We start from the raw sequence: 15,409 nt of genomic DNA, 5'->3' as shown, positions 1-15,409 counted from the left end.
ATGGCGGTTTAAAGGGGAATTGTATGTGCGGTATCGCAGGGATTATGAATCTGCAGCGGGCGGATCAGATTGATTTAAGGCTGCTGCAGCACATTAACCGGCTCCAGCGCCATCGTGGTCCGGATGACGAGGGATATTACACCGATGAATGGGTAGGTCTGGCACACCGTCGTCTGTCCATTATTGATCTGTCAGGCGGGCACCAGCCGCTGTTTAATGAAGACCACACGGTCGCAGTTGTTTTCAATGGTGAAATTTATAACTTCAGTACATTAGCCAGTGAACTGAAAAATCTCGGACACCAGTTTCGCACCCTGAGCGACACGGAAGTGATTGTGCATGCGTGGGAACAATGGGGAACAGACTGCCTGAAGCGTTTTCGCGGGATGTTTGCTTTTGCCTTGTGGGATAAAAATACCCACACCCTGTTTCTTGCCCGGGATCGCCTGGGGAAAAAACCTTTGTTCTATACCGTCACCCGGAAAGGGCAGCTGATCTTTGCTTCAGAGATGAAAGTACTGGTCTCCCACCCGGATGTGGATTGCTCGCTGCGCAATGAAATGGCTGAAGAATACTTCATGTACGGCTACATTCCTGACCCTTTCACGGCTTATCGCAACATTTTCAAGCTCCCGGCCGGACATGCCCTGACCCTTCAGCCCGGCAGTCAGATCTCCCCCTTCCAGTATTGGGATTTGGCGGCGCCTGCATCAGCACTGAGCTGGCATGAAACACAGGAAGCGCTCATCGAGCAATTGCAAGAAGCCGTCAGGATCCGCATGATCGCCGATGTTCCTCTGGGGGCATTTCTGTCCGGCGGTGTTGATTCCAGTGCCGTGGTCGCCATGATGTCCGGGTTGCAGTCTGAGCCGGTCAACACCTGTGCGATCGGATTTGATCAGGCCAGATTTGATGAAACACGCTACGCCCGGATGATTGCCGATCAATACCAGACGACACATTTTGAGCAACAGGTTAGTGCAGATGATGTCAGCCTGATCGAAATTATCGGCCGACTTTATGATGAGCCATTTGCTGATGATTCCGCACTCCCGACATTTCTGGTATGTCAGTTAGCCCGGCAGCGGGTCACTGTCGCACTGTCCGGCGATGGCGGGGATGAAGTATTTGCCGGTTATCGCCGCTACCGGTTTCATCTGGCAGAACAGAAAGTCAGAGACATGCTCCCTTCCCCTATCCGACAACCCGTGTTTGGCTTTCTCGGTCACATGTACCCCAAAGCGGACTGGGCGCCACAGCGTTTCCGGGCAAAAACGACCTTTCAGTCTCTGGCGCTGGATACGGTGGATGCTTATGCGAATACCATGTCAAAGCTTCGGTATCAGGACAGACAGGCTTTATTCAGCCCGGCTTACCGGCACAGCCTGAATGGTTACACCGGCAACCACATCCTCCACCAGCATGCCCTCAATGCGCCAAGCGACGACCCGCTCAAACAGATCCAATATCTGGATTTTAAAACCTGGCTGCCGGGCGGTATTTTAACCAAAGTCGACCGCGCCAGTATGGCGAACTCGTTAGAAGTGCGGTCCCCTTTACTCGATCATCAGCTGCTCGAATGGGCATTCCGCATTCCTGGCCGGGACAATATCCGCAAGCAGGAAGGTAAGTACAGCTTCAAAAAAGCGCTGGAACCCTGGCTCTCTGAAGACATTCTCTATCGTCCGAAAATGGGGTTCAGCATGCCGCTATGCCACTGGTTCCGTCATCAGTTACGGCCCTTACTCCAGGAGCAGATCCTCTCGCCTGTGATGCTGGACAGCGGTTATTTTGCCCCTGAACAACTGAAAAAAATGATCGCAGAGCATACCAGCAACCGCCGGGACCATGGGGTGGCACTCTGGAGCCTATTGATGTTTGCCCAGTTTTTGGGGAGGCAAACGTCATGAGAATCCTGACCATCTCCACCCTGTATCCGAACGCTGTCAATCCCAGGCACGGCATCTTCGTTGAAACCCGGCTCCGGCAACTGAAAAAGCATTATCCGGACATCAGGCTGACCGTCATCGCACCTGTCCCCTGGTTTCCTTTCGCACATCCGATGTTTGGCCAATACAGCGAATTTGCGTCTGTCCCTTTGACTGAAATCCGTTACGGAATTCAGGTATATCATCCGAGGTATCTTGTTATCCCTAAAATAGGGATGAATCTGACACCTGTGACGCTCGGGTATACACTCAAAAGGCAGATTCGCAGCATGATGCGACAAGGATTTCAGTTTGATCTCATTGACGGCCATTACTATTTTCCGGACGGTGTCGCCATTACCGAGGCTGCGAGAGAATTCAACAAACCTTTCACGGTGACCGCGAGAGGAACAGACATCAATCTGCTCCCGACCTTCCCCAGTGCACGCAAACGCATTCAGGAGGTGATGACGGCAAGTCATCATAACCTGGCCGTCTGTGATGCGCTCCGGACCGCCATGATTGAACTGGGTGCTGAACCAGACAGAGTCAGCACCCTGCGAAACGGCGTTGATCTCGATCTCTTCAGCTTCAGTGATGAATATCAGCAGCAATTACTCAGAAAAGCACTGGGTCTGCCACTCAATATCCCGATTGTGATTTCTGTGGGCTTACTCGTCGAGCGGAAAGGCCACCACCTGGTCATTGAAGCGCTTCGTCAGCTTCCAGAGGCTTTACTGCTGATAGCCGGCAACGGCCCCCAGAAAAAAGCCCTGACAGCCCTTGCAAAGCAATACGGAGTAGCCAACAGGGTGCGTTTTCTGGGGCGGCTCAGTCAGAAAGAACTTTCTGGGTATTATGGTGCGGCGAGCGTCCTGACGCTCGCCTCAGATCGGGAAGGCTGGGCAAACGTCTTGCTCGAATCCATGGCCTGCGGCACACCGGTGGTCGCAACCAATATCTGGGGAACGCCTGAAGTGGTTCGCCAGCCCCGCGCAGGTACGCTGGTCGAACGCAATGCTGCGGCGATTGCTGAAGGCATTCAGCACATCCTGGACAACCCTTTTCCCCGTGCAGCAACCCGGCATTACGCTGAACAGTTCGACTGGTCAGCGACATCTGAAGGTCAGTATCAGTTGTTCAATCGGCTCATCAGGGAGACCTCATGAAAATTCTGTACCATCATCGGGTTGCTTCTAAAGATGGGCAGTTTGTCCATATTGAGGCCATTCTGGATGCATTCGCGCAACAAGGCCATGAGATCATTCTTGTCGCCCCCGCAGTTTCGGAACAAGCGAGTTTCGGCGCAGATGGCGGCTGGGTCAGCCAGTTACGCCGCAATTTGCCGCGTGTTCTCTGTGAATTACTGGAATTGGGCTACAGTGCATACGATTTTTTCAGACTGTGCCGGGCCATCCTGAAACACCGGCCCGATGCAATTTACGAACGTTATAACCTGTTCCTGCCATCCGGTGTCATTGCCGGGAAAGTGTTTCACCTTCCGCTGATTCTGGAAATTAATGCCCCTCTGTTCAAAGAGCGCTGCCAGTATGGCGGACTCTCCTTCACCTGGCTCGCCCGCTGGTCTGAAGTCTTTACCTGGCGTAATGCCGACCACACACTGCCAGTGACTCATGTCCTTGCCGGGGATGTCCGTCGCGCAGGCGTTCCGGATGAGCGGATCACGGTCATCCCAAATGGCGTGGATACAATCTTGTTCCACCCCAGTACAAACCCAAAACATCCGGACTTTGCCGGACATCTGGTTGTCGGGTTTGTTGGTTTCTGCCGTGAATGGCATCAACTGGACCATGTTCTCGCGTTGATCGCTCAGGCAAATCGGCACCGGCATCCGGATGAGCTGCCCATCAAGCTTCTGATCGTCGGGGATGGCCCGGTGCTGAATGATCTCCGACAACAAGCAAAGGCACTGCAAGCTGAGCAACAAATCCACATCGTCGGTCTGGCTTCCCGGGACACCATGCCAGACTGGCTGGCACAGATTGATATTGCTATTCAGCCTGCCGTCACCCCCTGGTGTTCACCGTTAAAACTGATCGAGTATCTGGCCTGTGGTAAAGCGATTGTCGCACCGAACAGCGACAATATCAGAGAACTGCTGACTGACGGTGAAAATGCACTGTTGTTTCAGGAAGGGAAATTAAACGAGATGCTGACCTGTATCGAACGCCTGATATCCGATACACCACTTCGCCGATCCCTGAGCAATCAGGCAGCCAAAACAATCGACCAACGTAAACTGACCTGGCAACACAACGGCGAACGGATTATTTCTATTTTTCATCAGTTGCTGGAGCAAGAAAAAACACCCTGAACCAGTTATCAAATCGGTTATCGAAAACGGGACAGACACCAGAGAAACGAACCGGGACATTCACCGGTATTATTCCCAGAGACCTTGATTCAGGCAGGCGTTTGTTGAAAGAGAAAACGCCTGTCTCATTCAAGCTCTGGAAGAATACCCCTGCACTTCCGCTGTATTCCGGCGCGAATAGTCCCGCAACACCATCACTTTCACCTGCATACTTAATCCGGCCATAGCAGCAGCCAGCGCCCAGAAGAGCTCAAGGTATGCCAGCGACAACGCTGCACCCGCAACACAAAATGCCAAGAGTGAAACCTGCATCATTCTGGCCAGATCAACCTGCCACCGGTATTGTTCATTCCAAGGTGGCTGACTGAGCGTCACTATCACCCAGCGCATTTTCAGGAATGACAGCAAGATAATCAGCAAAAACAGCGCCAGCCCCACAAACCCATGATCCCCCAGAACCTGAAAATAGATACTGTGTGCGGCTCTGGATTGTTCTCCCGGAGGTGGTGTTTCAATAAAGTTGACTTTATCAACATCCACCGACAATCGTTCCCAGACCGTCGGAAAATAAGCCGCTTTAAACCCACCCCCCAAAAACGGACGATCCATCGCCATCAGGGTATGAACTTTCCAGGAATTTACACGATTAATGAATGACGTGTCATTTGTGGCCGCTGTTTCAATCGTTTCCATTCGGTCATACCACTGTTGCGGTAATATCAGGACAGACAGGCAAGCCACAACGCCGACTGCGAGCAAAGTCAGGGCTTTCCTTTTACTCTTGATCCAGAAATAACAGCCGATAATCGCCAGCGCCAGAAAACCGCCCCGGGAATAGGTGCCAAGAATCGCCAGAATGCAAAGCCCCAGCACACCGACGAGACCGGCTCGAATCCACTTCTCTTCTACCGACTTGAGCTGGTACACAATGAGCGGAATGATCATACACAGCGCGGTCGCAAAGTGGTTATTATCCGTCAGCAAATGTCCTGTCGGGCCCTGTATTTTATGCCCGCCCATGCTGGCAATAAACTTCAGCCCTTCAATCGCTCCCATAAATCCCACCGACATAATGAGACCCCAGAGAAGCATTTCAAATTCATGCCGCTGCCTGATGATTAAAGCGATCATCATGAACATCAGAAACACTTTCGAAAATTTTTCCCACTCCAGCCACACCAGCTCTGGAATAATGATCGTGTTGTAAGTTGTCAGTCCGGTCAGAATCCAGAACAAACAGGTAAACACGACGACCCCATCCATTAAAATCACTGGCTTGCGACGTGAAAACAGGTAAGTCAGAAAAGTGATGAGCGCAAAGGCGGTATTGTAGCTGATGGGTTTGGCAAAACTGTAAACCCAGTAAGAGGGTACAAAAAGCCCCGACCACAACCAGAGCGAAACAGCCATATAAGGCCTTCGTAAGGATAAACAGGCTAAGATCATGAAAACACTTAAAAATACAAGATCCCTCATGACTCAGCCTCCGGTGCTTATTTGCGATGATGTGGTTTTGCTTGTTGTTTCGGCATCACTTTTTTGTCTTGTTTCACTGAACGAACACAAAGATAAACCAGTAAAAACAGTCCCAACGTGAAAAGAATCGACTCCATCACTCCCTCCACCATGCCAGCCCTGAGAAAAAAGCCATTTCAATACAGAGTTTTATGTCATTTTAAATTGATAATTTGCTGCCGGATTCACTCTTCTCACTATAGAACCGGATTGACTGACCCACAAAATTTTGACGATGATTAATTTATCAATGTAAACCTGACTGAAAACAAAAACGTCTGGTTTCAGGATGTCATCCGGAAAGACATTTTCAGTTGCTGCTGGTCAGCGGAATACGGAACATCCGGCCCAGCTGCACCTGAATGCTCCGGTATTCTGGTATCCATCGGACTGACAATGGCAATATCAGAATCATCGCTATCGTGTACACTGCCACACCGGTTGCCACACTCACGATCAGTCCCATCACATGACTCTCAATTTGCGCCGACACCAGACTGACGCAGAAATACATCAAAACGGATACAAGCAGCGGCAGGATAACAATTGGCAGAAAACGACTGGCTTTCAGACGAATCACAGCCAGGAAAATGATCGCCACACACACAAGAAAAATGCAGCCCACAATCAGCCGCACCATGGATAAACTTGCCGGGTCGTCATATCCAAGACCATAAAAGCCGACGATCACCAGAACAATCGCAACACAATCCCACAGAAAGAGTGAAGGCATCTTTGATTTTAAAATCAGCACTGTTTGCACCACCATGTACAGTGTCATAACGATCATCAGAAAAGAAAGATGCTGCATCACGGGAATCACAGCCAACCACTTCTGGCCCAGAATGACATGAACGAAATCTTCACTGATAGCACACATACCGAAAGAAACCGGCATCACCAGCAGCATCAGCAACGCCAGCTGAGAGTAAAGCCGTTCTTTGAAGAGCTGTTCATTGTCTTTAAATTTAGCAAAGACGGAGAATGCTCCCCGGTTCATCGGCGACAGGAAATCGGTATATGGCAGCCAGGAAAACTCCTGCGCCATATTGTAAAAACCGATATCACGGCTGCTGAGCAGATTCCCCAACACCAGCATATCCATCCGGGAACGCAGATATCCGGACACTGACACCAGATACAACCACTTAGACACATACCACTGCTCTTTCCAGTACCGGGTGCTCCAACGTGGCCGGAACGGGCAAAGCATATAGCTGGAGCTCACTTCCATGACAGCCATCAGCATCACACCGGCCACCAGCGCCCAGTAATTGCCGACGATGAACGCAAGCAGGATGGTACAAACCGTACCGAGGGTTTTCGCAACCATCAGCATCACGGTTTCCATTTTAAAATTGAAGTTTTTTTCAAACACATCCATGCCCACATTATGAAAGGCACGGAGCAGCGGGATCACACTGACAACTTTCACGACCAACGCCAATTTAGGCTCGTTGGCATATGAAGCAATATAGTCAGCTGAAAACCAGAGGATGACTGCACTCACCAGACGGAAAAGCAGATTAAGCGACCAGATGCTGTTCAGTTTTTCTTCATCTTCCGTGTTTTCCATCAGCACATACTGCTTTGTACCGACAGTAGACAGCGCAATAAAAAAATAGACGAAAAACATGGCGAAACCCGCAACGCCATAATCCTCAGGAGACAGCAATCGGACAAGTACCAGCGTGCTGATCAGCCCGATACAACGGTTGTACCAGATCATCAGCAAGGTCCACTTCGCACCTGAAAAGATTGCCTGAGAATACTTATCAGCCATATCGACCGCCTTTAGGCTTCTGTCATCGCCATATCTTTCGCCAGTACAATCTCTCCGCCAAGCTCTTGCTGAAACCATTCAATATAACGACGCGTCGTCGTTTTCAGATTCAGACAGTCCTCAGCTGTCTGTGCATAAGGTGTTCTCCCCTCAACCACACTGGGGGAGTGAAATGACAGCACAAACACTTCCTGACCGATATTTAGCTGAGCCTGAGTGATCGCTAAAAGCTGAGATAGATCATTACCTTCCGGAGACAGCCGGTATTTTCTCAGTCGGAGCGCTTTACCGATGAAACGGGTGAGCCCCGTGTGATTCAACCGCTTACTCCATGACGGAAACTGATTGACTTTCATTTCAAGCCGCCTGGACACCGACAGCCATGAACTGGTGTGAGGAATATGACGGATGGCATTTTCAACGAAAGGCTGATTGGTTCGTTCACTGAAATCCGGACCACTCTGATGACTAAAGTCACAATAAGCACTGATGCTGAGATCGACCTGATAACCAAGCGAACGTAAATGCTGATTGGTCAAAGGGCCGATACCATATCGTCCTGCCAGATAGGTCACTGGCGTCATCCCGGACACAGACTGAATTTTCTCTGTCAGCAGGCGGATTTTTTCAAATTCAATTTCCGGGGAAAGATTGCAAGGATAAGATTCAAAATCGGATGCCTCTTCCTGAGTCGAGACAAAGGGCGGATTCACCCAGGGATGAAGGTGGGCAGCGAATTCCACTTGCTGATCAACCCGTGGCTGGTAATGGGAAATCACTTCCTGCCCGCCAGGACTATCGACAAAAGGATAATCCATCGCCAGGGTAATTTTGGCGCCGACATCAATTAACTCAGCCATAAAGGGAATCAGAACCTGATGATGGTTGACAGCATTATTCGCACTGTTGAACCCCTGTTCCCAGTCAAATTCTTCTTCTGCATGAATCACGACCAGCAGTTTAGCGACCATCTCTTCCCCCCTGGTTCCCTCTCAGTTTCAGAACGGTTCCGGCGTGGAAAGATTCCATATTCCGGATATTGGCACACGAAGTACGGTGAATTATTGCTTCTTAAAGATGGCACAAGAACTGCTGAGCAACCAAAGCGATCACAAAAAATTCTCCTGTACCGAACCATCAATTTTGTCATGCTGCAGCATAAAATTTTCATGCGGTACCGGGAGCAATACATCCTGTCCCAAATTCGCTGGGTTCAAAATATCAGTGCACGTTGAATCAACGCGTTCGCATAACTTGCTGCCTCAATCACAGAGCGTCCTCACAACGGGTCTTTCGCCAGATGTGTGATTTCTTACCTATACTCAGCCGAATAAGCAGTGCGATTTTTTTGCCGTCTGTACTGTGCCAGCCAGCGTATTTCATTGTGATCCCGGAGGATGCGGATGTTTCGCAACGGACTGAAAACCTACTTCGCCATCATCGGCATCCTGGCCCATCTTGTCGTGATCAGCGGGATGGTCTATCTCGTCAGACACTGGGTCACACAAAATGAAACTCTGCCTGCAACACTCCGCCATTCGGCCAATCAATTGAAGCAACTACGCCCCGAACTGCAGCCGGTACATCAGGCCATCGCCGGTGTCGCGAGCAGTTTATCCAGTCCATCCTATTTTTGGCGCGAGTTTGATACCCGTTACTGGCCCACCATCGGGCCAGACGGGCATACTCAAGCCACACCTGCGGCACCACTGGGTACCCTTTGGGTATCCGACGCGGAAAGTTTCAAGAATGCTCTGAAACAGGTGCTTCCGGGACAGGAAATCGTCCTGAAAAAAGGCCGGTATGCGCTTCAGGAAAAACGACTGGACATCAGCCAGGTCAGGCCTTCTGCATCCAGACCCATCATCGTTCGCGCGGAAGAACCCGGACATGTTGTTCTGGCGCTGAATGGCCTGGAAGGCATTGTGATCAACCAGCCCTACTGGACAATCTCCGGGCTGACATTCAAAGGCGCCTGCCCCGTCCCTTCTGACTGTGAACATGCGCTGCACATCGTCGGCGATGCGGATTACAGCCTCATCGAAAACAATACGTTTATCGATTTTAATGCGGCCATTAAAGTGAACCGTTTCCGGCAGGCCTTTCCGGATAACGGCATCATTCGCCGCAATCATTTCTACAACACTCAGCCCAGGGATACATCAAACCCGGTCACACCCATCAATCTGGACCATGGCAATCAATGGGTGATCGAGCGGAACATCATTCGTGATTTTATAAAAACCGGCGGCAACCAGGTCAGCTATGGTGCTTTCATGAAGGGAGGCAACAGAAACGGAATTATCGAAAACAATCTGGTCATCTGTAATACCAGCAGCCGTCAATATGGCGGATATCAGGTCGGGCTGTCATTGGGCGGCGGCGGCATGGGACAGGAAAACCGCCGGGACCAGGCTGCCTTCGAAGGACTGAACCACACCGTCAGAAATAATATTGTAATGCATTGCAACGATGTCGGTCTGTACATCAATAAAGTCAGTGATGCTCTTGTGAACAACAATATTTTCTATCACACTTCCGGCATCGATGTGCGTTTCCCGGAATCCAGCGCCAGACTGCTGAATAATATCGTTGGCGGACACATTCGCGAACGCGATCAGGGCAAAGCCGCTGCATCACATAACCTGCTCTTTTCCATTGATTTTCTGACCGAAAAACAAAAGCTCGATGACTGGTACAAATCACCGGCGATCGGCAATTTCTCCCCTAAAGATCAGGTCAGGCAAACAGAATTAATGTCTCAGGCAACCACTTACCCGATCACAGCACAACAGACAGTTTCGGACTTTTGCGGCAACCTTGTGAGGCCACAGGACAGCTTTGCCGGAGCATTCAAGAGCAGCGAGAATTGTTTTGTGACCAGACCCGGCGCTTCAGACCGCGAATAACTTTTTTCATCCGGTACAGGAGGTGCGGAAACCGGTAATGATATACCGCAAACCCGACGGTCTGATTGGCAAACGTCTGCTTATAGCGGGACACACCGCCCATGAAGTCATATCCGTCGAATCCTTGTTCCATGGCCATCTGAATTAACAGATAATGTGCCACCAAACCCGGCTTCAGGTGTCTGTCCTCAGCTGAACTGCTCAAGTCATAGTTCAGCGCGCTCAGATAAAACAGGACCCAGTTGCCATGATGAAAGTTGTACACCACACCCAGATCCCTTTCACCGGCATAAATATGATGAATGGCGACAGTGCCTGAAGGCAGACCGCGGCGAATCAGCTCCTGATGAAACCGGAGAAAATGCGGATTAGCAAAACCACTCTGCCCGGGCCGATTGCCCCAGCGCTTCAGGTGATAGCCAGCAGCATGCTCAAACAGTACGAGTCCCTGCGCAACTGAACTGGCCGTGATAACTTTCAGCCCTCCTGCAGCCTGATAAATTTTCATGCTGCGTTTGATCTGATACCGGGCGCTGCGAGACAGATAGCTGTCCAACGTTTGGTGCTGCTTCTGAAGAGGCGCAAAATACAGCTGGAAAGCCTGAGACTCCCACCCCACTTCCTTTTCCGGCAGAACCACAGTGCCGTCTGCCAGTACCATCAGGGTGTCTGTCCCGTGCTCAAATGTGTCTGTTCCCATCACTGCGCAGCTTAAAAAATCCTTGTCCTGAGTGACACCGACGACAAAGGTGTCAGCCCCTTTCATGTTGTTCATGACACAAGCCGTCATCAGCGGACGCACCAGATCAGCAACGGTTCGATCGAGCAGGAAATCGTTATATTCAATCCAGATTTGATCCAGCAAACGGTCGCCCGTCCGGTGGAGACAAAACTGACGACCCAAAGACAGCGAAGTCATCTTGTTTTCGTGAATCACAATAATGCCCAGCCCGACGACACACGCCTCATTGCGTGCCACCACCACAGAAAAGTCGTCCACAAAACAGTCCAACCAGGTGCCAATCCACAACCAGGACAGAAAAAGGTTTGATTCTGCACGGGCTTCCAATGCCAGCCATTGTGTTTTCAACCATTTCTGATCCGGGTTGACTACCCATTCACACTGGAAAAAATCACTGTTTCGGGCCATCCGCTGCTTTCCGACATTCTCTGAGCTCAGTTGTCTCAATCATAGCAAACCCAAAGCTTCTGACTTTTCTGAGATATTTTTGAGCCGTCTGTTTTTTACACAGCCAATCCCGCCCGGTGTCAAAAGAATGACTATCATAAAAAAGTCCACACCCAAAAAATTCGACAGGGATGCTTATGGCTAAGTTACCTCGTACTTCACTGCATGCGCTGACACTTGCCGGACTGCTCGCCGCAACACTCACTGCCTGCGGTGAACAATCGATTGAAGAATACATAGCTAAAGCGAACACTTATCTCAGTCAAAATGAAGAAAGCGCTGCCATCATCGAGCTAAAAAACGCTATCCAGGAACACCCGGATGCGGATCAGGCCCGCCTGATGCTGGGTAAACTGTATTTGCGGCAAGGTGACTTTGCCGGTGCCGAAAAAGAATTATATAAAGCCTTGCGTGGTACCCAGAACAAAGATGAAGTGGAACCGCTTCTGGCCCATGCTTATCTGGGACAAAAGAAATCCGCAGAAATCGCCGATCTGGCGGAACAGCCGCAGAGTCATCAGCCCGAAGTCCTCGCAGACCTTTATGCAATGAAATCGCTGGCCTTGCTGCGGGATAACGACCAGGAGAGTTCCCAGAATGCTTTCCTTCAGGCCCAGCGCACAGGGCAGACAACGCTCTATACCCGTCTTGCCAAAGCCAGTCTTGAGGCTTCCCGGGACCATACAGAAAAAGCACTCAAAGAAGTCGAAGCCATTGTTCAGGCTTATCCGGACAGCAGTGAGGCATGGATACTGAAAGGTCATCTCGAAACCAGATTAAATCAGGATCAGGCCGCTGCCAGCAGTTATCGCCAAGCTGTACAGAGTTCGCCCAAAGCCCTGCAATACACCCTGTTTCTGGCTCAGGCTCTGGTTAAAACCAGACAGCTCAATGAAGCCGAAAAGTACGTCGATGCCTTACTAGCTGCTTTCAGCGGTCACGCACTCACCAATGAACTGAAAGCCACCATTCTTTATGCCAGAGGTGAGCAGGATGAAGCGAAGGTGCATGCCGATCTGGCCATTCGAAATGGCTCACGCAACATCACCACTTATCTGATCTCTGGCGTCGTTGCCTATCATCAGGGGAACTATGCGCTCGCCAGTGAGCGTCTGGAAAAAATCATGCCTGTCATGACCGACAACATGGTGAAACGCCTTTACGCTGCCAGCCAGCTGAAGCTCGGGAATATTGAAGGCGCCATGCAAACCATGCGCGGTTTTGATGCCACGAATCTGGAAGACAGTCAGTTCATTTCCAGTATGAGTCTGGAATTTGCCAAAGTCGGACGCCAAGATTTTGCACTTTCGCTGGCAGAACAAGCGTCGGCCGCTTCTTCACCCGACAATCAGCTTCGGTTGGGTCTGCTGCAGTTGGCGAGTCATGACGCCACCGGCATTGAAACTCTGCAAGAAATTCTGAACAGCAATCCGGATATGCCTGAGGCCACTCTGGGACTGGCTTACTACTACATGAAACAGGGAAAGTACGAACAGTTACATGAAGTCGCAGACGAATGGCTGACCCGGGACCCGGATGACAATGCCGCCAACATGCTGAAAGCCTTCGTGCTGCTGATTGAAAACAAACCGACTGAGGCAAAAATCATCTACCGTAAAATACTCAGTCAAGATCCGGACAATATTCAGGCGAAGCTCGGACTGGCACAGATCGCCGCCTTAGACGGTGACACTGACAAAGCCTTTGATTTCGCGCGTCAAGCCTATGAAAACAAACCGGGGCACGCACTGACTACCCGCTCACTTTACCGGTACGCTCAATTCAGCGGTAACATCCAGCAGGCCTTTGATATCGTTGCGACTCAGGTGAAAGTCCGTCCGGACAATCCATCGCTGAAACTGGATCTGGCCCGTGGCTACATCTTGCGACAGCAACCGGAGAAAGCCATCGCCTATATCAGGGAGTTGCCCCCCCACCAGCAAACGATTCAAAGCTGGCAATTACTTGGTGATATTTATTTCTCACAGAAACACTACCGCGAAGCCGAAACCGCTTACAGCAAATGGCTGGAAATGGATGTTCTCAATCAGCAGGCTTATCTTCGGAATATTCAGATCAAAGAAATGAACAATAAGGTAACGGAAGGACTGACGCTCGCTGAAAAAGCAGAAGAGCAATTTAGTCAGACCCCGCTGTTTTCCCTGATGAAAGCCGGACTGCAACTCAGGCTGGGTGAACTGGATGCCAGCCAGAAAACTCTGGGCAACATGCCTGAATCTGTCAAAAAGCAGCAGTACTTCATGCACCTACAGGCCTTAAATTATCTCCAGCGCCAGCAATATCCGGAAGCCACGGCATGGCAGTTGAAACGCTATGAAGCTTACCCGGGCATCCAGAGTGCAAACGACGTTGCCGGGGCATATGCCATGAATCATGAGTCAGAAAAAGCGGCGGCTTTTATTGAGTCCGTTCTCAGGGAACATGGCGAAAAAGCAGCACCACTCCGGCTGACCCTGGCGCAGCTTCAGACAAAACATCAGCCAGATAAAGCTATGAAGCTGTACCGCACGCTGCTGGAAACAGATCCCAATAATGTGCTGGCGCTGAACAATCTGGCCTGGCTGTACCTGTCCAAAAAAGACTACAAACAAGCCTGTGACAACGCATCCAAAGCCCATGAGCTGGCGAAGGGACACCCCCAAATTCAGGATACGTACGGGTACTGTTTGCTGAAATCCGGTCAGGCCGCCAACTCTTTGCCAATGCTCGAAAAAGCCTACAGACAAGTGCAGAACAACCCGGAAGTTGCATTGCACTATGCCGAAAGTCTGCTTGCCAATCATCAAGCAGGGAACGCGAGAGATGTTCTGAGCCGCGTGAACACAACCGATCCGGAACTGCTGCAGCTCAAACGTAAATTGGAAGCGCAGATCAACCTGTAGTCTCCTGCCGCCCCGGCGACACGGGGTGGGTTAACAAAGTGCCACCAGAAAATTAGGATGAAAGACGATGGTTTTTCCTGTCAAAACAACCGGCTCATTCTTTTTCCGGATGTTCGGAGTTTATCTCTTGCTGACATTCTCATTTCCCGCTCTGGCGGCATTGCCTGAGGTCATCAGTCAGATTAAGCCTTCGATCGTCGGTGTGGGCACTTATCAGAAACTGGCCACCCCGCGTGCCAGTTTAACCGGGACCGGATTTGCAATCGGAGATGGCTCGCTGATTGCCACCAACAATCATGTTGTTCCTGCCACAATCGCCGCGAACAAAAATACAGCATTTGTCGTATTTGTCGGGACCGGAAATACGCCAGACATCCGCCCTGCGCATTTGGTCGCACGGGATACAGAACATGACCTGGCCCTCCTCAGAATCAGTGGCCCGCCGCTTCCGCCACTCAGGCTCTCTGCCCGTCAGGTCAGGGAAGGCGAAATGTACAGCTTTACCGGTTTTCCCATCGGCGCAATTCTGGGACTTTATCCGGTGACACACCGGGGCATGGTTTCCAGTATTACTCCAATTGCCATTCCAGCCCGCACGGCGAAAGAACTGTCTGTCTCCCGGCTCAATCACCTGAAAAACCCGTTTTTTGTCTACCAGCTGGATGCGACGGCCTATCCCGGCAACAGCGGCAGTCCGGTGTACAGTCAGGATAATGGCGAGGTAATCGCCATTATCAATAAAGTACTGGTCCAAAACAGCAAAGAAAACGCACTGACTCATCCCAGTGCCATAACCTATGCTGTGCCGGTACGCCATCTGAGCCAACTGCTGGCAACTCAGCCTTAA

At 50.7% G+C, this 15,409-nt stretch carries 10 protein-coding genes; 6 read left to right on the top strand and 4 right to left on the bottom strand.

Annotated elements, in window-relative coordinates:
• Nucleotides 1-23: 23 nt before the first annotated feature.
• The 3 genes from L4174_RS17905 to L4174_RS17895 are packed head-to-tail and all read left to right on the top strand — an operon-like array spanning nt 24 to nt 4,263.
• Nucleotides 24-1,910, top strand: a complete 1,887-nt coding sequence (locus tag L4174_RS17905) for an XrtA/PEP-CTERM system amidotransferase (protein ID WP_248142552.1) — start codon at nt 24-26, stop codon at nt 1,908-1,910.
• Nucleotides 1,907-3,097, top strand: coding sequence for a glycosyltransferase family 4 protein (locus L4174_RS17900; protein WP_248142553.1), 1,191 nt, complete (start codon nt 1,907-1,909; stop codon nt 3,095-3,097). Before L4174_RS17905 ends, L4174_RS17900 begins: the two co-directional genes overlap by 4 nt.
• Nucleotides 3,094-4,263 carry a glycosyltransferase family 4 protein gene (locus tag L4174_RS17895; RefSeq protein WP_248142554.1) on the top strand — a complete coding sequence of 390 codons (1,170 nt, stop codon included), beginning with the start codon at nt 3,094-3,096 and terminating at the stop codon, nt 4,261-4,263. Before L4174_RS17900 ends, L4174_RS17895 begins: the two co-directional genes overlap by 4 nt.
• Before the next feature lie 129 nt (nt 4,264-4,392).
• On the opposite strand, the gene L4174_RS17890 is transcribed toward L4174_RS17895, so the two are convergent.
• The 3 genes from L4174_RS17890 to L4174_RS17880 form a co-directional block, all read right to left on the bottom strand.
• Nucleotides 4,393-5,709, bottom strand: coding sequence for a putative O-glycosylation ligase, exosortase A system-associated (locus tag L4174_RS17890; protein WP_248143337.1), 1,317 nt, complete (start codon nt 5,707-5,709; stop codon nt 4,393-4,395).
• A gap of 379 nt (nt 5,710-6,088) precedes the next feature.
• Nucleotides 6,089-7,561 (bottom strand): oligosaccharide flippase family protein, encoded by a 1,473-nt coding sequence (locus L4174_RS17885; RefSeq protein WP_248142555.1) that lies wholly within the window; start codon nt 7,559-7,561, stop codon nt 6,089-6,091.
• Nucleotides 7,562-7,572: 11 nt separating this feature from the next.
• On the bottom strand, nt 7,573-8,532 hold the full coding sequence (locus tag L4174_RS17880) for a hypothetical protein (protein ID WP_248142556.1): 960 nt from the start codon (nt 8,530-8,532) through the stop codon (nt 7,573-7,575).
• Nucleotides 8,533-8,964: 432 nt separating this feature from the next.
• Here L4174_RS17880 and L4174_RS17875 point away from each other — a divergent pair, with 432 nt between their 5' ends.
• Nucleotides 8,965-10,470, top strand: a complete 1,506-nt coding sequence (locus L4174_RS17875) for a chondroitinase-B domain-containing protein (protein WP_248142557.1) — start codon at nt 8,965-8,967, stop codon at nt 10,468-10,470.
• On the opposite strand, the gene L4174_RS17870 is transcribed toward L4174_RS17875, so the two are convergent.
• The gene (locus tag L4174_RS17870) at nt 10,415-11,620 is read right to left on the bottom strand and encodes a GNAT family N-acetyltransferase (protein WP_248142558.1); all 1,206 of its coding nucleotides are present in this window, start codon (nt 11,618-11,620) and stop codon (nt 10,415-10,417) included. The genes L4174_RS17875 and L4174_RS17870 overlap by 56 nt on opposite strands.
• A gap of 176 nt (nt 11,621-11,796) precedes the next feature.
• On the opposite strand from L4174_RS17870, the gene prsT reads away from it, so the two are divergent.
• On the top strand, nt 11,797-14,562 hold the full coding sequence (prsT, locus tag L4174_RS17865) for an XrtA/PEP-CTERM system TPR-repeat protein PrsT (protein WP_248142559.1): 2,766 nt from the start codon (nt 11,797-11,799) through the stop codon (nt 14,560-14,562).
• A 67-nt stretch (nt 14,563-14,629) separates the two neighbouring features.
• Nucleotides 14,630-15,409 (top strand): serine protease, encoded by a 780-nt coding sequence (locus L4174_RS17860; protein WP_248142560.1) that lies wholly within the window; start codon nt 14,630-14,632, stop codon nt 15,407-15,409.

The sequence above is a fragment of the Photobacterium sp. CCB-ST2H9 genome (assembly GCF_023151555.2).
Taxonomy (GTDB): domain Bacteria; phylum Pseudomonadota; class Gammaproteobacteria; order Enterobacterales; family Vibrionaceae; genus Photobacterium.
Note: the sequence above shows the minus strand (reverse complement) of the source record. Positions and strands in the feature narration are given on the sequence as shown.